Annotated in this window: 19 protein-coding genes; 4 read left to right on the forward strand and 15 right to left on the reverse strand. The window is 61.7% G+C overall.

From position 1 onward, the window contains the following. Window positions 1-54: 54 nt before the first annotated feature. From ACZ9HU_RS00230 to ACZ9HU_RS00245, 4 genes are all read right to left on the reverse strand, one after another. Complete coding sequence (locus ACZ9HU_RS00230) at window positions 55-600, reverse strand: polysaccharide biosynthesis/export family protein (protein WP_476100976.1); 546 nt, start codon at window positions 598-600, stop codon at window positions 55-57. 460 nt (window positions 601-1,060) lie between these two features. Next, window positions 1,061-1,327, reverse strand: coding sequence for a hypothetical protein (locus ACZ9HU_RS00235; protein WP_476100978.1), 267 nt, complete (start codon window positions 1,325-1,327; stop codon window positions 1,061-1,063). Between the two features lie 317 nt (window positions 1,328-1,644). After that, on the reverse strand, window positions 1,645-2,400 hold the full coding sequence (locus ACZ9HU_RS00240) for a sugar transferase (RefSeq protein ID WP_476100980.1): 756 nt from the start codon (window positions 2,398-2,400) through the stop codon (window positions 1,645-1,647). Window positions 2,401-2,571: 171 nt separating this feature from the next. Next, a complete protein-coding gene (locus tag ACZ9HU_RS00245; RefSeq protein WP_476100982.1) occupies window positions 2,572-2,898 on the reverse strand; it encodes a hypothetical protein in 327 nt (108 codons plus the stop codon). Window positions 2,899-2,996: 98 nt separating this feature from the next. On the opposite strand from ACZ9HU_RS00245, the gene ACZ9HU_RS00250 reads away from it, so the two are divergent. Then, window positions 2,997-3,857 carry a cytochrome b/b6 domain-containing protein gene (locus ACZ9HU_RS00250; RefSeq protein WP_476100984.1) on the forward strand — a complete coding sequence of 287 codons (861 nt, stop codon included), beginning with the start codon at window positions 2,997-2,999 and terminating at the stop codon, window positions 3,855-3,857. Continuing rightward, entirely contained in the window at window positions 3,854-4,591 is a 738-nt protein-coding gene (locus tag ACZ9HU_RS00255) for a molybdopterin-dependent oxidoreductase (protein WP_476100986.1), read from the forward strand. The genes ACZ9HU_RS00250 and ACZ9HU_RS00255 overlap by 4 nt, the downstream gene beginning before the upstream one ends. Before the next feature lie 264 nt (window positions 4,592-4,855). Here ACZ9HU_RS00255 and wecC read toward each other — a convergent pair whose 3' ends face one another. Next, window positions 4,856-6,157, reverse strand: coding sequence for a UDP-N-acetyl-D-mannosamine dehydrogenase (gene wecC, locus ACZ9HU_RS00260; protein WP_476100988.1), 1,302 nt, complete (start codon window positions 6,155-6,157; stop codon window positions 4,856-4,858). Further along, window positions 6,154-7,308, reverse strand: a complete 1,155-nt coding sequence (gene wecB, locus ACZ9HU_RS00265; protein ID WP_476100990.1) for a non-hydrolyzing UDP-N-acetylglucosamine 2-epimerase — start codon at window positions 7,306-7,308, stop codon at window positions 6,154-6,156. Before wecB ends, wecC begins: the two co-directional genes overlap by 4 nt. Window positions 7,309-7,461: 153 nt before the next feature. Here wecB and ACZ9HU_RS00270 point away from each other — a divergent pair, with 153 nt between their 5' ends. Beyond that, on the forward strand, window positions 7,462-8,790 hold the full coding sequence (locus ACZ9HU_RS00270; RefSeq protein ID WP_476100992.1) for a nucleotide sugar dehydrogenase: 1,329 nt from the start codon (window positions 7,462-7,464) through the stop codon (window positions 8,788-8,790). A 274-nt stretch (window positions 8,791-9,064) separates the two neighbouring features. On the opposite strand, the gene ACZ9HU_RS00275 is transcribed toward ACZ9HU_RS00270, so the two are convergent. From ACZ9HU_RS00275 to dapD, 5 genes are all read right to left on the reverse strand, one after another. Further along, complete coding sequence (locus ACZ9HU_RS00275) at window positions 9,065-9,622, reverse strand: thermonuclease family protein (protein ID WP_476100994.1); 558 nt, start codon at window positions 9,620-9,622, stop codon at window positions 9,065-9,067. 6 nt (window positions 9,623-9,628) lie between these two features. Continuing rightward, window positions 9,629-10,951, reverse strand: a complete 1,323-nt coding sequence (locus ACZ9HU_RS00280; protein WP_476100996.1) for a NupC/NupG family nucleoside CNT transporter — start codon at window positions 10,949-10,951, stop codon at window positions 9,629-9,631. 86 nt (window positions 10,952-11,037) lie between these two features. Further along, complete coding sequence (locus tag ACZ9HU_RS00285) at window positions 11,038-11,490, reverse strand: ion channel (protein WP_476100998.1); 453 nt, start codon at window positions 11,488-11,490, stop codon at window positions 11,038-11,040. A 33-nt stretch (window positions 11,491-11,523) separates the two neighbouring features. Beyond that, complete coding sequence (locus tag ACZ9HU_RS00290; RefSeq protein WP_476101000.1) at window positions 11,524-12,333, reverse strand: glutaminyl-peptide cyclotransferase; 810 nt, start codon at window positions 12,331-12,333, stop codon at window positions 11,524-11,526. Between the two features lie 4 nt (window positions 12,334-12,337). Next, complete coding sequence (dapD, locus tag ACZ9HU_RS00295; RefSeq protein ID WP_476101002.1) at window positions 12,338-13,180, reverse strand: 2,3,4,5-tetrahydropyridine-2,6-dicarboxylate N-succinyltransferase; 843 nt, start codon at window positions 13,178-13,180, stop codon at window positions 12,338-12,340. A gap of 165 nt (window positions 13,181-13,345) precedes the next feature. Here dapD and ACZ9HU_RS00300 point away from each other — a divergent pair, with 165 nt between their 5' ends. After that, on the forward strand, window positions 13,346-15,745 hold the full coding sequence (locus ACZ9HU_RS00300) for a S8 family peptidase (protein ID WP_476101004.1): 2,400 nt from the start codon (window positions 13,346-13,348) through the stop codon (window positions 15,743-15,745). 248 nt (window positions 15,746-15,993) lie between these two features. On the opposite strand, the gene ACZ9HU_RS00305 is transcribed toward ACZ9HU_RS00300, so the two are convergent. The 4 genes from ACZ9HU_RS00305 to ACZ9HU_RS00320 form a co-directional block, all read right to left on the reverse strand. Next, complete coding sequence (locus ACZ9HU_RS00305; protein WP_476101006.1) at window positions 15,994-17,292, reverse strand: dipeptidase; 1,299 nt, start codon at window positions 17,290-17,292, stop codon at window positions 15,994-15,996. Between the two features lie 99 nt (window positions 17,293-17,391). Then, entirely contained in the window at window positions 17,392-18,561 is a 1,170-nt protein-coding gene (locus ACZ9HU_RS00310; protein ID WP_476101008.1) for a glycosyltransferase, read from the reverse strand. Between the two features lie 110 nt (window positions 18,562-18,671). Beyond that, window positions 18,672-19,196 carry a DUF2141 domain-containing protein gene (locus tag ACZ9HU_RS00315; RefSeq protein ID WP_476101011.1) on the reverse strand — a complete coding sequence of 175 codons (525 nt, stop codon included), beginning with the start codon at window positions 19,194-19,196 and terminating at the stop codon, window positions 18,672-18,674. A gap of 3 nt (window positions 19,197-19,199) precedes the next feature. Continuing rightward, window positions 19,200-20,201 carry a hypothetical protein gene (locus ACZ9HU_RS00320; RefSeq protein ID WP_476101013.1) on the reverse strand — a complete coding sequence of 334 codons (1,002 nt, stop codon included), beginning with the start codon at window positions 20,199-20,201 and terminating at the stop codon, window positions 19,200-19,202. Between the last annotated feature and the right edge of the window lie 81 nt (window positions 20,202-20,282).

The following is a 20,282-nucleotide window of genomic DNA, read 5'->3' on the forward strand; positions in this document are numbered from 1 at the left end:
CGCTGCGGGTTTGGGAGGGCTTTGACCGCGTGGCGATTGCCCCTCCGCCCCGGATCAGAAGAAGCGCTCACCCACCTTGACCGTGTCGCCCGGTTGCAGTTGCAAGGGCGTGTTGGCGTCGGCCTTGACCGGGTGATAGCTGTCCTCGCTATTGTGCCGGACCATGATTTTCTTCTGGCTGGCGCGATAGGTGAAGCCGCCCGCCGTCGCGATGGCCTGTTCCAGCGAGAGGTTGGGGCGATAGGGATATTCGCCCGGCTTGTTCACTTCGCCCAGGACATAGAAATTGCGGAAATCGACGATTTCGACCGCCACGCGCGGATCATGCAGATAGCCCGCGGCCAGTCGGTCGTGGATCGTCGTCTGAATCTCGCTGCGTGTCCGGTTTCCCGCCACCACATCCCCAATCAGTGGAAAGGAGATCAGGCCCCCGCTGGTCACCGCATATTCGCCGGTCAGCGAGGTTTCGCCGTAAACGGTGATGCGCAACCGGTCCCCTGCGCCAAAGCGATAGTCGCTGGGCACGGAAGAGGCGGCATCGGCCACATTGGCGGCGTTGATGCGGGGGGCGGGGGCGGTTTGGGCCACACCCTGTGACATTCCCAAGGGAATGGACAGGATAAGAGCAAGACCCAAGCCAAGAAAATGCCTGCCGGCTTGTGTTGAGCGCATGGACCAATCACTCCTGACAAATAACCTGTCGTCAACGCGATCAGGTGAAAGTTTGCGGACATGCATCAGCAAGCCGCATGAGGTGATTGTGCGTAGCATGAAATAATATGTATCAGGCCGTAACTGTGTTCGTTTTGAAGCAAACACCGGGTTTGCCGGTTAAGGTTTCGGGCGGATTTCTGGTGCTGATCTGGCCATAGGTTTGTGGCCCACGCATGCCACCACGGCAAATGCCCGGCATGACGGGCCATGGGGCCGATCGTGCCGGGGGCGTGCCGAACCAGATTGGAGCGAATGGCTTGCTAGGGCTGGGACAGTTTGCGTCGACAGCCCAAGGCGCAAGAGGGAGAGGCCGCATGGGCTGCGGCCGAATCGAAGCGGTAATGTGTTAATTAAGAAGCAGGTTGGCGAGACCAAAAACCGCGCCCCAAGTCAGTGCCGTGCCAGCAGCCAGAAGGCCAAGGCGCACTGCGGGAGAATATTTGCCGTCAAAGCGAACCGTTTCCGAAACAACCTTCTGCGGCACGATGCGATACTTGCTGGTGCGGCGAGAATGCTTTTCGAACATCACTTTGATAACTCGATTGTCCTGCGGATTGTGGTCCACGTTATTCGCGGTTGCCAAAGAAAGTCCGATCACACTGTTCAGTTTCATTTGACACATCCTTCTGCTGTGCCCTCTTTCTACACAACTAGGACTTATTCTTCGTTAGCATCACTGGTTTATCATAAATTCCATTGGAGTACGGGTTTTTCCATATTTAGGCATGAGCGTCTTGTTTGCGGGTTTGAGCGCGGCGGTCGTTCGCCACGTCCAATAAGGCGCCGATGAAAAAAGCCCCACCAGATCGCACCGAACGCCGATCTGATGGGGCCTGTTAAAATGTGATATTTCGGGAGGGAAATGGGATCGGGCGGGAGCAGTCGATTGAATTGATAAGCTCAACCGCCCGATAATAGCCTCAAGAGAGCTTAATAAGAGCCGCTTTGGCGCAGCACGGCCGGGATCGTGCCAAAGATGATCTTGCTGTACAGCATCGGGCTACGCGTGCGGACATACAGGACATCCATGGCCACGCGGCGGCGATAGGACGTGTCGTTGCGGCCCGAGATCTGCCACAGGCCGGTGATGCCGGGGCGCACCTTGCAATAGGCGGTAAAGCGGTGGCCGTAACGGATCACCTCACCCGCGACGATGGGGCGCGGTCCGACCCAGCTCATCGTGCCGAACAGGACGTTGAAGATTTGCGGCAATTCATCAAGGCTGGCCTTGCGCAGAAAACCGCCGATCGGGGTGATGCGCGGATCATTGCGCAATTTGTGGTCCCGTTCCCATTCCGCGCGCGCCGCCGGGCTGTCGCGCAACAGTTCCGCCAGCCTTTTGTCGGCGTCGCAGACCATGGTGCGGAATTTGAAGCAATAGAATTCCTTGCCATCGCGCCCGATTCGGCGGTGGCGGAAAACGGCCGGTCCCTTGCTGGTCAATTTGACCGCCAGGCCCACCAGCACCAGCAAGGGCGCAAAGACGATAAGCGCCGCCAGCGAGAGGACGATATCAAGGACACGAAACCAATCGAGACCTTTGGCATCATCCAGAGAATCGTCCCATTCCTGCTCCGCCGAACAGTCATTGCGGTCGAAGAGCAATTGGGTGTTGACCGGGCGATCTTCGACTTTGACAGCGTGTGCTCTGGTCGAAGCGATGGATTGCGCAGGCATTGCAACCATAGAATGACTCCCCTTGTGTGCAGTGCAGCGTAGTATTTGTGACGTGTTCAGTTAAACGGTGACGCATCCGAAATGGTACGAAATGCTGGATAGAAGCAGGGCAAGTGTTGATTGTGGTTTTATTGCCAGTTCTGCATTTTCAGCGTTCCGGATAAAAAATATTCAAAATTTTTATGAATTTGCTTGCCTGTGCGGCTCGAAATTTCGCCAGATCGCGAAAATTTTCAGCGCGGCGTGAGGCGCGGACAACAGACGATTACAACCAAGGTTTGGCGCGGTTTTTCGCGCTTTGCCCTTATCTCGGGGCATGAATTTTTGTGCGGTTGCGAAATCAAGCGTTGGCCCGGATGCGGGCGCGCCATGGCGGTTGGCCACAGCGTGCGGCATGCTCATAAAACCACGATTGAACGCATGCTTTGCCGCCGAACGCGCCGCGACAAATTCGCCCCGATGTGGGGCGTAATTTGCCAAATTGCGGGGGAATGGGCGGCTGAACATCGGGCAAGTTTACGCAAACGCCATGGCGTGCGCACATATCGACGCTACGGATTTGGTCCTATCTTGTCGGAAACGGGGCGCTGACATAGGTTTGCGCGATGGATGAGGACAAGAATTTCACCCCATTTCGCGGCCGAATCCGGCGTGAGAGCAGTCACCTGCGACGCGATCTGGTTCGTCGTCACCGATTCTCGACGCGAATTTGGCACTGGATCAATGCGCTGGTCATTCTGGTGATGGGGATGAGCGGGCTGATGATCTTTAATGCCCACCCGCGACTTTATTGGGGCGCCTATGGAGCCAATGACGATCCGGCATGGTTGGAATTGGGCGCATGGACCGATGATGCGGGGGTGAATCATGGGGGAATCACCTTTTTGAACCATACGGTGGAAACAACCGGCGTGTTCGGCCTGTCGCGCGGGGCCGATGGGGCGGAGCTGGCGCTGGCCTTTCCGGGGTGGATGACGCTGCCCTCGACCTATGATCTGGCCATGGCGCGCGGCTGGCATCTGGCCTTTGGGCTGGTGCTGGCCTTTGGGTTGGCGGCCTATTTGCTCTGGTCGTTGATCAATGGGCATATCAGGCGGGATTTGCACATCACGATTTCGGAGTGGTCGCCGCGGGTGATTGGGCGCGATGTGGTCGATCATTTGCGCTTTCGCTTTCACGATGGCGCCTATGGTGTGTTGCAAAAGCTGGCCTATGCGGGCGTGTTGTTTGGCCTGTTGCCGTTGATGATCGCGTCGGGTTTGGCCCTGTCGCCGGGGATGGATGCGGCGGCGCCTTGGCTGGTCGATGTTTTGGGCGGGCGACAATCGGCGCGTTCGCTGCATTTTCTGGGGCTTTGCGGGATAGTGGCCTTTGTTGTTGTGCATGTCGCAATGGTGCTGGCCTCCGGGCCGATCAATCAGATGCGAGGGATGATCACCGGCTGGCGGCAGGAGAAGGCGTCATGATTTCCAGACGGAGCCTGATTGCCGGCGGGGGCTTGCTGTTATCCGGTTGTGACCGAATCGTACGTCAGCCTGCGATAGAAGGCTGGGTCGAAGGTGCGGCTGGACTGCACATGCCGGCACAGCGCCTGCTGCTGGGCCGTGACGCCTTGGCGCGTGAATTTCGTGAGGCGGATTTGTCGCCAACCTTCCGCTCCAACGGCAATACACAGGGTGACGCGGATTGGGCCGCCCATGCGGCGCAAGGGTTTGCGCGATGGTCGCTGCGGGTCGATGGGTTGGTCAAACGCCCGCTCGATCTGCCGCTGACCGCGATCAAAGCCATGACCCAGCGCCGCCAGATCACCCGCCATGATTGCGTCGAAGGATGGTCCGCCATCGGCCAATGGCAAGGCCCGCAACTGGGTCAGATTTTGGCCATGGCGGGGCTGATGCCGTCGGCGCGCTTTGTTGTGTTCCATTGCGCCGACAAAACCGACGAAGATCCCTATTACGAAAGCATCGACCTGATCGACGCGTTCCACCCGCAGACGATCCTGGCCTGGGCGATGAACGGGCGCGAATTGCCGCTGGAACATGGCGCCCCGGTCCGTCTGCGCGTCGAGCGGCAGTTGGGGTACAAACAGGCCAAATATGTGATGCGGATCGAGGTGCGCGATACACTGGCCGGGCTGTATGGCGGCAAGGGGGGGTATTGGGAGGATGTGGCGGGGTATCAGTGGTATGGGGGGATTTGAGTTTTTTGGATTTCTGGGGGGGGGCCTCCGGCGGGTTAAGGGCGGGGGCCCTTAACAATCCCGGTACTGTCTATGTTGCGCCATGGCTTTGGCCTTTTGTGTCGGACGCCATGTTGAAATGATAAAGCCTGCGGCGCATTGGTCCCAAAGGGTGCCGCGTCGCAGGCTTTAAAATTCATTAGTCAGGCCCAAATCTGCAAATCCAGCGCCACCCCATTAATGGGATTGCAAAGGGACGAGTCCCTTTGCCCGCCGGAGGCAAACTCACCCCACCAACCGCAATCCTTCACTGACCTCGGCCCCACCCTTGGGCTGATCCGGCCAGATGCCGCGTGTGTCATAGACGATCTTGCCCGCGCGCTCGGCCAGAGGGACCTGACGGAAGGCGTCGTGATCCACCAGCACCAAAAGGATGTCGCATTCCTCCAGCGCCTCGTCGAGGTCGATCTGGGTTGCGCCGGTGCCTTCGAATTCGCGGGGCAGGGCGGTGGCATAGGGTTCCACGATGCTCATCCGCTCGCGATATTTGCGGGCGAGGGTGGCGGCGACAAGGCGCGCCGGGCTTTCGCGGAAATCGTCGATATTCGCCTTGAACGCCAGACCCAGCGCCGCAACGCGGGCATTGGGATAGCGGGCGATCAACTCGTCCGCCTTGGCGATGACGTGGTGGATCTTGCCGTCATTCACGCCGCGCGCGGTGCGGATCAGCGGGGTTTCGGTGGGGGCGCTGGCCACGATGAACCACGGATCGACCGCGATGCAATGGCCGCCAACGCCAGGGCCGGGCGACAGGATGTTGACGCGAGGGTGGCGATTGGCCAGCTTGATGACCTCCCACACGTCCAGACCCATGCGGTCGGCGACGATGGAGAGTTCGTTGGCAAAGGCGATGTTGACGTCGCGATAGGCGTTTTCGACCAGCTTGGTCATTTCCGCGCTCCGCGCGTCCGTGGCGATGCACTGACCACGCACGAAGATCTTGTAGAAGCCGACCGCCTTGCGCGCACAACGCGGGGTAATGCCGCCAATCGAGCGGTCATTCTCGGTCAGCTCGTGCAGGATGCGCCCCGGCAACACGCGTTCCGGGCAATAGGCGATCGACACATCGGGCGTATCGCGGGTCAGGCCGGGGATCTTCAGATCGGGCCGCGCCTCGGCAAACAGATCGCGGATCTGTTCGGTGGTGCCAACGGGCGATGTCGATTCCAGGATCACGATGTCGCCCTGCTTCAACACCGGCGCGATCGAGCGCGCCGCCGTCAGCACATAGGACACGTCCGGTTCGTGGTTCGGCCCAAAGGGCGTCGGCACGGCGATGACAAACACATCGGCCGGCGCCACCTCCAACGAGGCGGTCAGCAGCCCGCGACCGACGACCGCATGGACCAGACCGTCCAGATCGACTTCCTCAATATGGATTTCGCCGCGGTTGATCGTGTCCACGACCTTCTGGCTGACATCGATGCCGCGCACACGGCACCCCGAACGGGCGACAATGGCGGCGGTAGGAAGGCCGATATACCCCAACCCGACTACACAAACGTCAGGCTTCTTGTCCGATTTCATGCGCCCCATACCTCCTGCGCCAATGCTTCGACGATGCGGCGCGAGGACTGCCCATCTCCAAAGGGATTGTGGGCGCGCGCCATGGCTTCGTAGGCCGCCTTATCGTCAAGAAGGCTGAAGATTTCGGAAACAATGCGCGAAGAATCGGTGCCGACCAGTTTCGCAGTACCTGCAACAACGCCTTCTGGCCGCTCGGTGGTTTCGCGCATGACCAATACAGGTTTGCCAAGAGCGGGCGCTTCTTCCTGCACCCCGCCCGAATCGGTCAACATGATTTCGGCCATGGACAGCAAACGCGCAAAATGCGGATAATCGAGCGGCTCGATCATCGCGACATTATCAAGGCCCACCAGCCGCTCATTCATCACCGCGCGCACATTGGGGTTCAAATGTACCGGGAAGATGATCGCCGTATCGGGGCGCTCGGCAATCTGGCGGATGGCGCTGGCGATGTTTTCCATGCCTTCGCCAAAGTTTTCGCGGCGGTGGCTGGTGACGCCGATGATGCGCTTGCCTTTGAAACGCTGCGCCAATTCATCCAGTCCGCTGGCCAATTCCGGCTGGGTTTCGATTCGCGCCAGCACCCAATGCAGCGCGTCGATCACCGTGTTGCCGGTGACATGGACCCGATCCGCGCTGACGTTTTCACGCAGCAGCGCCGCCTCGCTGGTCGTGGTCGGTGCAAAATGCAAAGAGGCGATGCCGCCGATAATCTTGCGATTCACCTCTTCGGGCCATGGGTGATAGATATTGCCCGAACGCAGCCCCGCTTCGACATGATCGACCGGCAATTTGCGGTAATAGGCCGCCAAGGCCCCCGCCATGGCCGTGGCCGTATCGCCCTGAACAATGACGCGCGCGGGCTGTACCCGATCCATCACCGCGCCCAGTTCGGTCAGCAACGCGGCGGTCAGCCCGTCCAGCGTCTGGTTCGGGCGCATCAGGTTAAGGTCGTAATCCGGCGTAATACCTGCAATGTCCAGCACCTGATCCAGCATCGCGCGATGTTGCGCCGAAACGCATACGATGGGTTCGAATCGCGGATCCTGTTTCAGCGCCTCGACCACGGTGAACAGTTTGATCGCTTCGGGCCTTGTGCCGAATATGACAAGAATCTTGGCCGCTGAATTCTGTGCAGGCGAATCGGTCATGCAAATACTCTGCTGTAATGGCGGCGCAGGGCCCCGGATTGCTTGGCTTGTTTTAGCTTCGCAGGTGTTAACTGTGTTATAAGAGCCTTGGGTTTAAGCCTCCTGGCGGCAAATTCCATGCCGAGCCGCCAGAGGGGGTTCGCTTTGACGTATATGTATTCCAAGGTTGCGGTGGGTGATGCCGCGCCAGTATCGCTTGGCGCTGTGGACGCAGCGCAGCGCGCAACCCGCGTGGTGGTGGTCGGGCTTGGCTATGTCGGCCTGCCTCTGGCCGTGGCATTGGCGGGTAAATTTGACACGATCGGGCTGGATATTGACCAGCGCCGCATCGATGAATTGAACACCGGCCATGACCGCACCGGCGAAATCGACCGCGACCGGTTAACGGCCAGCACGCTGGCCTTGGCCGCCGATCCGCATGTGTGTCCGCCGGCCGATTATTACATCGTGACCGTGCCCACCCCCATCGACGGCGCGAATCGCCCCGACCTGCGCATGGTCGAGGCGGCAAGCCGGACCGTGGGCGCGATGCTGCCCGCCGCGGTTGCCGAAGGGCGCGTGCCGGTGGTGGTGTTCGAAAGCACCGTCTATCCCGGCGTGACCGAGGATATTTGCGCCCCCATCCTTGAGGCGCATTCGGGCCTTTTGTGCGGCAAGGACTTCTTTCTGGGTTACAGCCCCGAACGCATCAATCCGGGCGACCGGGAACATACGATCGACAAGATCACCAAGGTCGTTTCGGGCCAGACCCCCGAAATCCTCGACCGTGTGGCGCACCTTTATGGTTCCGTCACCAGCGGCGGCACGTTCCGCGCGGCCAGCATCAAGGCCGCCGAAGCCGCCAAGGTGATCGAAAACGCCCAGCGCGACATCAACATCGCCTTTATGAACGAGATCGCCCAGATCTTTAACAAGCTCGACATCTCGATCTGGGATGTGCTGGCGGCGGCGCGGACGAAGTGGAACTTCCTGCCCTTTTCGCCGGGCCTTGTGGGCGGGCACTGTATCGGGGTCGATCCATACTATCTGTCGCATCGGGCCGAACAGCTTGGCCTCGATCCGCGCGTGATCCTGTCGGGGCGCGGCATCAATGACGGCATGGCTGGTTGGGTGGCCAAGGAATTGCACAAGGCGCGCGGCGGCAAGACCGGCAGCGTGCTGATGCTGGGCCTGACCTTCAAGGAAAACATCCCCGATCTGCGCAATTCCAAGGTGGCCGATCTGGTGTCGGCGCTGGGCCGTCTTGGCCATGGCGTGGCCGTCCACGACCCCCATGCCGATGGCGACGAGGCGATGCATGAATATGGCATCCCGCTGGTCCATGACGCGTTGGAGCGGACCTATGACATGGTCGTTCTGGCCGTGCCGCATCGTGAATATTACCAGATGGGTGGGGATGCTCTGCGCGGGCTTTTGAACGCGGGCGGTACGCTGGCTGACCTCAAGGGTGAACTGGGGGATGCGGCGGATTGGACTTTGTGATTCTCAGGTAAGGTTTGCCTCCGGCGGGCAAAGGGACTTGGTCCCTTTGCAATCCCATTTTTTGGGGTGGTGGCTGGATGGCGAAGTTGTTTCCAATGCCATGATTTGAAAGCCTGCGGCGCGGATAGGTCATACCTTCAAGCGCCGCAGGCTTTATCATTTGAACATTGCCCCCATCAGCCTTGGCCAAGGCATGGCGCAACACCGACAATACCGGGATTGTTAAGGGCCCCCGCCCTTAACCCGCCGGAGGCACCCTAAACGCCTCAAACCTTCAATGACACCAATCCCGCCGATGCCCCGTCCATTTTTCGGCCAGACCTTCACTGACCAACACATCGCCAAGGCTTTTTCCGCCCCGGGTGATGTCGCGTAATTTGCGGCCATATTTGTCGGTGTCGCGGCTGCCTTCTGTCACCACGGAGAAGGAGCCGGCATTGAGCAGGCCCATCAACCGGTCGCGCGCCTTGTCGCCCAGTTCTTCTTCATAGTCGCATTGCGGGTGGCTGATTTCCGGGGCGTTGATGTCGGCGATGCGGATCTTGTCGCCCTTGTACCAGATCGTGTCGCCATCCACGACGCAGGTGACGCGGACCTTGCCCTTGCATAGGGCGAAATGGGCGGTTTCTGTGTCACCGCTGCCGGGTTTCAGGTCGGATGCGGTGATGCCGGTGGGCGCGGGCGTGGTCCATTGCTTCCACCGCGTGCTGACCACGCTGATACCCATCAGGACGGCGACGCTGATGAACACCGTGCCGATGCCCGCTTTGCGCTTTGGCCGCGCGCGCGTGGGCATGGACGCGGCCCATTCTTCATCCCATTTTTTCGACATGGGGCGTTACAGCGACAGGAACATGCCGGCCAATGCCGCGCTCATCAGATTGGACAGCGCGCCTGCGACCAGAGCTTTCAGCCCCAGCTTGGCGATCAGCGGCCGCTGGTTGGGGGCAAGGCTGCCGGTCACGGCCATCTGGATCGCGATGGACGAGAAATTGGCGAAGCCGCAAAGCGCAAAGGTGACGATGGCCACGGTCTTGGCCGACAATTCCTTGGCCTGACCCAGATCGATGAAGGAGACGAATTCGTTGAGCACGATCTTGGTCCCGAACATCCCGCCCGCCCGCATGGCCTCGGCCCATGTCGGCGCGCCCAGCAGGCTGAAAATCGGCGCGAAGAGATAGCCCAGCACCTTTTGGAACGAGAGGTCGGGAATGCCGAACCAATGGCCGATGCCCGCCACCATGCCATTGGCCAGCGCCACCAGCGCCACAAAGGCCAGAACCATCGCGCCCACCGCCACGGCCAGCTTCACGCCGGTCTGTGCGCCTTCGCTGGCGGCCATGATGATGTTGGCGGGGCGTTCTTCGTCATGGGGCAGGGGCACGGGCTCGTCCACATGGACGCCGGGCTGATGCGTCACATCGGCGCGGTTGAGCGCTGCGGCGGCAAGGCCCGCAGGCGGCACCATGTTTTCCGGCAGATCGCCATCGACCGGCGGCGGGGTGCGCGGATCGGGCATCATGATCTTGGCCATGCAGATGCCGCCCGGCGCCGACATAAATGCGGCCGCCACCAGATAGTCGATGCGGATACCCATGCTGGCATAGGCGGCCAGAATCGTGCCCGCCACGCCCGCCATGCCCACGGTCATCACGCAGAACAATTGCGCCGGCGATAATGCTGCCAGATAGGGCCGGATCACCAGAGGCGCTTCGGACTGGCCGACAAAGATGTTGCTGGCCGCGCAGAGCGATTCGATGCGGCTGATCCCGGTGATCTTTTCAAGGCCGCCCCCGATCCAGCGGATCACCAGCGGCATGATGCGCAGATAATAGAGGATCGAAATCAGCGAGGCGAAGAAGATGATCACCGGCAGCGCCGAAATGGCAAAGCTGGCCCCGCCGATTTCAGGCTTGGCCAGAGGGCCGAACAGGAAATCCACCCCCGAATGCGCATAGGCCAACAGCGAGGAAACGCCGCCCGCCACGACCTGCAATGCGGCATTGCCCGCCGGAACATACAGCACCAGCGCCGCCAGACCCGCCTGAAGCCCGAAAGCGGCCAGAACCACTCTGGGCTGCACCGCGCGCCGGTTGGAAGAGAGCGCAAAAGCGATCCCCAGAATGAGCAACATTCCCAGCAGGCTATGAATAATCGGCATGAAAGAGGCGTTTCCCGTTTTGGCGCTTGCCTCTCATCGGTAAAGCACGGTGCGCCGCGCCGCAAGCGCGCGATCCACAGCCCATATCAATGCGCGTCGATCCGCCCCAGCATGCGGAAAAAGAACGATGTGGACCAACCCAGCAGCAGCATCCCCAAAATGCTCTCAAACGCGCCGATCAGACGCCATTGGTTAGTGATGTGAATGTCGCTGTATCCCACCGTCGAATAGGAGATGGTCGAGAAATAGAGCGAAGGCTCCAGCCCCTGAACCGCGCCAACGGCCACATAAACAACGGCAAAGGCCCATATTTCAACGCCATGCAGCGCAATGATGGCCATGACAATCGACAGGGTGAACATCGCCCCGCGTGGCGACAGAGGGCGGATATGGCGCAGACGCTCGACATTCGCCTCGCTGCGCAAGGCGCGGGTCAGGCCGAACAGACCAAACCCATGCACGATCACGCACAGCACGACCATGACCGAGGATACCGCAAATTGCGCGAACAGATTGTTGCCCATCACGGATGGTGACATGACGGTTTGCGTGCGCCTTGTCCATCGGATGCGTCAATGGGGCTTGGCCGATGCCCCCGGAATGGCGATTTCGAACATCACCGGCCATTCCTTGCCCGTGACATAGAGATGCTTGCCAACCGCGTCCCACGCGATGCCATTGGCCACCTGATCCGGCCCGGTGGCGCCTGCTTCGCGAGCAAGGGCGGCCAGTTCGATCCAGCCTTTGATCCGTCCCGTTGCAGGGTCGATCCGGGCGATCCGGCTGGTCATCCACACATTGGCCAGGATTTCGCCGTTCACCCATTCCAGTTCGTTGAGCATATCCACGCCCATGCCATCGGCGGTGACCGTCAACAGGCGGTTGGTGCGGAATGTGGCGGGGTCGATGAATCGCAACGTGTTGCTGCCATCGGACATGATGATTTCGCCGCCATCGGGGCGCGTGGTCATGCCCCAGCCTTCGCCCATATAGGTAAAGCGGCCCAGCGGTTTGAAGCCGGAGCGCGAAAAGCGGAAACCCACACCATTGCGCCATGTCAGCATCAGGATCTGATCACGCCACGGCGCAATCCCTTCGCCAAACAGCGGGCGGGGAAGGTCGGTCTGTTCCAGCACCCGTCCGGTGTTCAGATCGACCTTGCGCAGGCTTGATCGCCCTTCCATCCCGGTGCTTTCGAACATCGCGCCGCCATGGATGAACAGCCCTTCGGTATAGGCTTTGCGGTCATGGGGCAGGCGGCGCAAAACCTGCGCCGCCGCCACCGGAACCTTGGTCGCGCGCTCTGTCTGGGCGTCGGCCACCGCGCAGGACGCCAGCCCCAGCGGGGCCAGCACGGCGAGTAAAAGCGACGCCCAGCGCATGGGCTTAGTCGCGCAGCAGGTCGTTGATGCCGGTCTTGGCGCGGGTCTGCGCGTCGACGGTCTTGACGATCACGGCGCAATAGAGGCTCGGCCCCGGCGTGCCATCGGGCAGCGGCTTGCCGGGCATCGAGCCGGGGACGACCACCGAATAGGGCGGCACGCGACCGATGTGGACTTCACCCGTGGCGCGGTCGACGATCTTGGTGCTGGCGCCGATGAACACGCCCATCGAGAGCACAGCGCCTTCGCCGATGATGACGCCTTCGACGACTTCGCTGCGCGCGCCGATAAAGGCGCCGTCTTCGATGATGACAGGCCCGGCCTGAAGCGGTTCAAGCACGCCGCCGATGCCCACGCCGCCCGACAGGTGCACGCCCTTGCCGATCTGTGCGCATGAACCGACGGTGGCCCATGTGTCGACCATCGAACCTTCGCCGACATAGGCGCCGATGTTGACGAACGAGGGCATCAGCACAACATTCTTGCCGATGAACGAACCCGCGCGGGCAACGGCGCCGGGGACGACACGGAAACCGCCTTCGCGGAACTTGGCATCGTCATAGCCGTCGAACTTGCTGGCCACCTTGTCAAAGGCCGGGGCGCCCGCTGCGCCGCCGGGGACGACGGCATTGTCATTCAGACGGAACGACAGCAGCACGGCCTTCTTCAGCCACTGATTGACGACCCATTCGCCGTCGATCTTTTCCGCCACGCGTGCCGCGCCCGATTCCAGCAGGCCAAAGGCTTCTTCGACATGGGCGCGAACGTCGGCGCTGGCGGGGGTGACGGTGTCGCGGGCTTCCCATGCGGCCTCGATGGCGGCGGCAAGGTTGGTAAAGTCGGTCATGTGCAGGGCCTCTTTGCGAAGGGGACTGGCGAAAGCCATATTTACCCACAGCGCCTATCGCCTGATGCGCCATAGAACAAGTCAGAAGGCGGATCGTTACCCGGTGTTTACCGCAAGGGGTGCAATATATCAGTATGGCGCGGGGGGCGCGGTCGGGGGGCACAGATGAAAAGGCATGGGTTGCAAAACGGGTTGGCATTGATCCGCCGCCTGCCATTGACGGCGGTGGTGGGGGTGGGGCTGGCCGGACTGGCGGCCTGTGGTGGTGGAGGCGGCGGCTCGGTCAATTCCACCCCCAGCGGCACCACCAGCGCAAGCGCCACGCCCACTGCATCGCCCACCGCGACGGCCACGGCCACACCCACCGCGACACCGGCCCCCATCATCACGCCCACCCCATCGGCCAGTTTCCAGACCGCAGAATACAACCGCTCGACCGGCCCGTCGCAACATGGCGCGATCACCGCATGGGCCGCCGGCGCCAGCGGACAGGGCGTGACCATCGGCATTGTCGATTCCGGCATCGACACCACAAACCCCGAATTTGCCGGACGCATCTCCAGCGCCTCAACCGATCTGGTGGGCAGCCGGGGGCTGGCCAATGCGGACAGCGACCATGGCACGATCGCGGCGCTGGTCGCGGCGGGCGCGCGCAATGGCGTGGGGGTGATGGGCATGGCCTTTAACGCCACCATTGCCGCCATGCGCGCCGATTCGGTGGGCAGTTGCGCCACCACCGACGGTTGCAGCTTTTCCGACAATGCGATTGCGCGCGGCATCACCTCGGCCTTGGCCGCCGGGGCCAAGGTCGTCAATATTTCACTGGGCGGATCGACCCCCAACACCAATGTCACCAATGCCATCGCCAGCGCGGCCAGCGCCGGGGTGGTCATCGTCGTGTCGGCGGGCAATGATTCCAGCGCCCAGGTCGACGCCTTTGCCGCAGGGTTGCGCGCGGCGGGCAATGGCAATGTCATCATCGCCGGGTCGGTCGGATCGACCAACACGATCTCCAGCTTTTCCAACCGCGCCGGGACCGAGGCGGAATGGTATCTGACCGCGCGGGGCGAGCAGGTGTGCTGCCTTTACGAAAATGGTGTGATCAAAACCACGGTGTCGGGCGGGGCCACCTATACAACCGTCTATAATGGCACCAGTTTTTCCGCGCCCCAGATCGCGGGGGCGGTGGCGCTTTTGCGGCAAGCCTTTCCCAATCTGACCGCGACACAGGCGGTCTCGATCCTGCTCTCGACCGCCACCGATCTGGGCAGCAGCGGTCAGGATACGACCTATGGGCGGGGCATGTTGAACATTGCCGCGGCGTTTAATGCGCAAGGGACGACGTCGCTGGCCGGAACGACGACGCAAGTGGTGCTGGGCGATACCAATGCGGTGACATCGCCCGCCATGGGGGATGCGGCGCAGGGGGCCTCGCTCGCCTCGGTTGTGCTGGATGGTTACGGGCGGGCCTTTGGGGTCAATCTGGCCAATGGGCTGCGCGGGGCGTCGCTGGTGCCTAAACTGGCCCCGGCGCTGGTCAATCAGAACCGCAGTTTTTCGGTCGGCGGCGGCGCGGTGGCCATGGCCTTCAGCGTGGATGCGACGGGGCGGACGTTGGCCCTGCCATGGTCGGGGGCGCTGCGGCTCTCTCAGGAGGATGCGGCGGCCGCGCGCGTTCTGGCCGGGCGGGTGATTGCGCGGGTGGCGCCGGGCCTGTCGATGGGTTTTGCCATGTCGCAAGGCGCCGATGGATTGGTGGCCTCGTTGCAGGGGCAGGACCGCCCCGCGTTCATGGTGGCGGGCAATCCGCTGGAGGATACAGGATTCTTTCGCAGCGGGGAAACCTCGCTGGCGATTCGGCGCGGTTTGGGCCAATGGGGCCTGACCATGATGGGCCAGCAGGGCTACGCATGGACCGGCGCGCCATGGCAGATGGTTGGTGCGGCAAGGCGCGCCGACAATCGCGATCTGGTGCAGCGTTTCGGTTTCGCCCTCGACCGGCGGCGCGGAGACATCGAGGCCAGCCTCGGCGCCAGTTGGATGAGCGAGCAGCGCGGCATTCTGGGCGCGCGGTTCAATCCGGCGCTGGGCGCGCATGGGGCGGATACTGTGTTTGTCGATGCGGCGTTGGGCTGGCGGCCCTATCCCGATTTCCATTTCGGCGCGGCATGGCGGCAGGGGTTTACCCAAGTGCGCGGATCGGGCTTTATTGGTGCGGGTTCGGCGTTGGTGTCCAATGGCTGGGTGGTGGATGGTTCCATCGCCAATTTCTTCAAATATGGCGACGTGCTGGCCCTGCGCGTGTCGCAGCCCTTGCGTGTGGCCGGGGGCGGTATGAATTTCCAGCTGCCCGTGGCCTATGACTATGACGCGGGCGCGGTGTGGGGCGTGCGGCGATTGTCTCTGGCCCCGACCGGGCGCGAAGTGGATGCCGAACTGGCGTGGCAATTTCCGTTAAAGGGTGGATCGGCGGGGCTGAACCTGTTCTGGCGCCGCGATCCGGGGCATTATGCGGCGCTGCCCGATGATGGCGGGGTCAGTATGACGTGGAGGAAGGGGTTTTAGGGAGTGTGCAGCCGGCGGGTTAAGGGCGGGGGCCCTTAACAATCCCGATATGGGGTGGTGTGTGGTTGGATGGATGGTTTTTGGCGCATGGGGTTGAAAGCCTGCGGCGATTTTATCCCAGAGGATGCCGCGCCGCAGGCTTTAAAAATTCCAACCAAAGATAACCCCGCCATCACGCGCCACCCCAATCATGGGATTGCCAAGGGACCGAGTCCCTTGGCCCGCCGGAGGCAAACTTCCCTTAAACCTTAAAACGTCGTCGGATTCTCGATCACCGGATCCGACTTATGCACCAGAGCATAGGCCTCTGCCGCCTTCAGCACGCGCAGGAAATTCCCGCTGGCGATCTTTTTCAGGTCTTCCTTGGTGTACCCCTTGCGGGCCAGTTCGACAAAGAGCGCGGGATAGGCGGAGGTATCGGGCAACCCTTGCAGCCCCACCGAACCGCCGTCAAAGTCCGAGCCGAGCGCGATATGGTCGATGCCGATGCGCTGTTTGATATGGTCGATATGGGCCACCACATCGGCCAGCGTGGCGACGGGCTTGGGGTTGGCCTTTTCCCAATCGGCAAGGGCGGCGGCGGCCACGTCGGGCCGGTCGGGGTGCAGCGCCTTTTGCGTGGCCATCACGCCTGCGCGCTGTGCATTCCAGGTGTATTGGCCGGGGCTGATATAGCCGGGGAAGAAGTTGACCGCGACCACGCCGCCGTTCAGCTTGACCTTGTCCAGCACGGCGTCGGACACGTTGCGCGGGTGGCCGGAAATGGCCTGCGCGTTGGAGTGGGAGAAGATCACCGGCGCGCCCGAAACGTCCAGCGCGTCCATCATCGTCTTCTGGCTGACATGCGACAGGTCGACCAGAATGCCCAACCGGTTCATCTCGCGCACGACATCCTTGCCAAAGTCGGTCAGGCCATTGTGCTGGGGCGCGTCGGTGCCGCTGTCGGCCCATGCAATCGTCTTGAAATGCGTCAGCGTCATGTAACGCACGCCGATTTCATGCAACGTGCGCAGCGCGGCCAGCGAACCGCCGATCGAATGGCCACCTTCCGCGCCCAGCAGGCTGGCGACCTTGCCGGCTTTCCATGCCTTTTCCACGCAGGCGGCATCGGTGCAGAACTGCATTTCAGCCGGGTTGGCGGCGATGACGCGCTTCATCACATCGACCTGTTCCAGCGTGGCCTGCACCGCCTGCTGGTCATTGAGATTGGCCGAGACATAGACCGACCAGAACACGGCCTGAAGATGCCCCTGCTTCATGCGGGTCAGGTCGGTCTGCATCGGCATGACCTTGCGCTTGCCATCGGTGCTCCAGCGCTCATCGCCCAATTCCTGGGTGGTGTCGTGGAAATCGAACCCTTTGAGCACATTGTGCCGACGGTCGCGCAATTGTTCGGGCACGTCGATATGGCCGTCCCACACGGGCGCTTCCTTCAGAGCGGCGGCCGCGATCTGTTCGGGCGTCTGGGCCGGGGCGGCCAGAACGCCAGAGGTCGAAAGAGCGGTGGAGAGCAGGAGGGCAAGGGCGCCGGTAATCGCGTGTCGCATGAAAGCTCCGCATGAGAAATGTTTGGCGCGCACCAAAGGCCATCCCCCCGCGCGGCGCAAGAGGGGCAAAGCGCGTATCAACATCAGTGTAAGGGAGTTTTAGGCGACCGCCATGTTTTCCGGCCCTTCGCCGCGCCTTGCGGTGGCGTAATCGGCGAAAAGCGCTTCGAAATGGCCCTGCGTGGACACGATCTTCACTTCTGGCGGGGCCTTGGGCAGATTGCGCAGCAGCCGCAGCGTGGCGCGCGCGGCGGCCATGGCGCTGCCCGCGCTATAGGTGACGCCTGCCCCCCCGCGTGCATGGTCGGCCGCGCCGCCACGGTCGGGCACAATCACCGGAACGCCGCTGGCCCGCGCCTCGGCGGCGGCCATACAGAAGGTTTCGGCCTCGCACCCATGGATCAGCGCGTCGGCGCTGGCCAGAATGGTGGCGAATTTGGCGCGGTCCTTTTCGGGTTTCAGCAGCTTGATATGCGGATTGCCCGCGATCTGCTTCAAAATCCGCGTCTTTTGATTGCCCGCGCCCAACAGGACCAGGCCGATTGGCATAGACTGGCTGGCCGCCGCGACGGCATCCACGATCATCGGCCAGCGCTTTTCGGGGCTGAGCCGCCCGACGCCGATCAGCAATTTCGCGCTTTCCGGCAATCCGCACATTTCCAGCAAACGGCGGCGCAAGGTGGTGCTGCGGCGCTTGGGGCTGAACAATCCCGCCTCGATCCCCATCGGGTGCAGCACGGTATGGGCCACGCCCCCTGCGGCCAGACGGTCGCGCAATTCGCCGCTGGCGCAGACCACGCGCTCGAACTGATGGCCAAGTTCGCGCAGGTGCTTCCAGAAAGGCTCAAAGCTGCGGTCGATCGCCTCGCGGCTCATGATCGGTTCGAACCAGCGATAGGCATAGGCCGAGAGCGGATCGGCATGCATGACCAGCGAACGCGGCGCATCGCCGGGCCATCGCGCGACCATGCTGGCGCTGCGCCATGGCGAGGAGACTTCGAGGAAATCGGGGTTGAGGGCGGTGATCGCCGCGTGCAGCGCATCCTCATCCTTGAAATACCAATATTTGCGGTCGAGAGGAAAGCGCGGCGCCGGGATCGTCACGATCCGGGCCATAGGGCCGCGCTCGATCACCTCATGCCGGTCACCAGGGGCCAGGATGATGATCTCATGGCCCAGATCGGGACCAATACGCATCTTTTGCTCGACATAGGTTTTTACCCCGCCGCCATGGGGCGTGTAAAACGCGCAAACATCAACGATCCGCAACTGGCCCCTCCTGTCCGTGACAGGTCCGTATTCCCGATGGGCGGCATGTGGCGTTTGTGGCGGCAAAGCGCAAGGCCTTGCCGTCAACAGGTTTACGCCGCCGACAGGTATTACTTGATCGGCGACATGCCCAGACCGTTGCGGTAATTCAACGTGATGCTGACATGCGTCGGGCCATTGCCGGCAACGGCCTTGGTCGCGGCGGCCTTGGGCTTGTGCCAGCCCAGACGCGGGTTGGACGCAAAGCCGATGCCATCGACCCACCAGCCGAATTTGCGGTTATTGTCCCGGTCGTGCAGCAGCATGATCGAGTAAGGCCCGGCCGAAGGCACGCGGATACAGATCTGGACATTGCCGCTGGCCGGAGTTTCTTCCTCGAACCGGCGGAACGCCTTGCCCTGATAGACAAGCACATTGTCATCCATCAGAAAGTCGGTGTCATTGTTGGGATAGACTTCCAGCTTCAGCTTGCCGGTGCGGTCCTTTAATCCGACCACATCGACAAGGAACGCCGGGCCGCTCTCGCCGGGGCGGCATTTGCCCTCGGCCTTGCCCAATTCGGGCGTAGAGGCCAGCGGCACCACCGGCTTGGCCGGCGCTTCGGCGGCAAGGATCAGGGGCAACAACAAGGCCATGCTTTATCCTTCTTTGCGCGAGGTGATAAGGTCGACGGTTGCAAACACCGTGCCGATGATGATGTGGGCAATCGGGTAAAGGACCGCCATCATCGCCAGCAGGTAAGAAATCTGATCATCATGTCCCATCAGGAAGATGGCAAGCCCCGAAAAAGCCGCGTCTTTATAAGGGACAAGCGGCAGGCGCGAAATCAGCATGCGCAATGTGGCCAGCACCAGCCAGATGCCATAGGCCACCTCGGGCAGCACCAGATGCCACATCAGCGCGGTCAGGCCGACATAGCCGATGATGCGCAGAAAATGGACGCCGGTGATGATCCACAATTCCCGCCGGGGCAGCGAGAACAGCTTTTGCCGGAACAGCAGAATGACAAAGGACGTCACCAAAACCACGCCCAGCGAGGTGAAGACCGTGGTGGTATCCTTGCCCATCACGCCCGACTGGATGATCTTCCAGGCTGCGCCCAACATGATCAACGTGGCGATATTGCCTGTCAAAGCCGACAGGATCGCCATATCCTTGATCGCGCCAAACGGGGCCGTCACCATGCCCAAACGCGCCCGCGCCCAAGCATAGAATTGCACCTCGCCCAGATAGGACATCAGCAATTCATTCGACACCTGTTTGCGCAACAGCGCCGGGATGCCCGAGGCCGGAATGCGCCACAAACGGCGATAGATCACCCATTCCGACAGCGGCGGCATCATGTAATTGATCGCAAACACGATCCAGAACGGGGCCGACCGGGGCACCATCTCGATCAATCCCTTGGGGTTGAGATCGAGCAGGCGCACCGCCACCACGACCAGAATGGCCAGAGAGATCAGCGAGCTGGCAAAACCGGCAATGCGCGAAAGGCGCTGTTTGCCTGCTTCCTCCAGCGCGATGTCGCGAACCGGTGCTGGTTCGGATGCTTCGCCATGGGCAAAGCCTTGGGTCAACATCTCTGGTGCATCCTGCTTTGCCACGGAAGAATCCGTGCCTGTCGGGTTCGTTTCATTCATAGTGGCGCCGCCTTGGCAGGCTTTGCCCCATATTGCCAGTGGGCAACTTAGGGCATTGTCCTAGGCCATTGGGTTGTAACC

The sequence above is a fragment of the Novosphingobium sp. Sphag1I genome, from assembly GCF_056279125.1.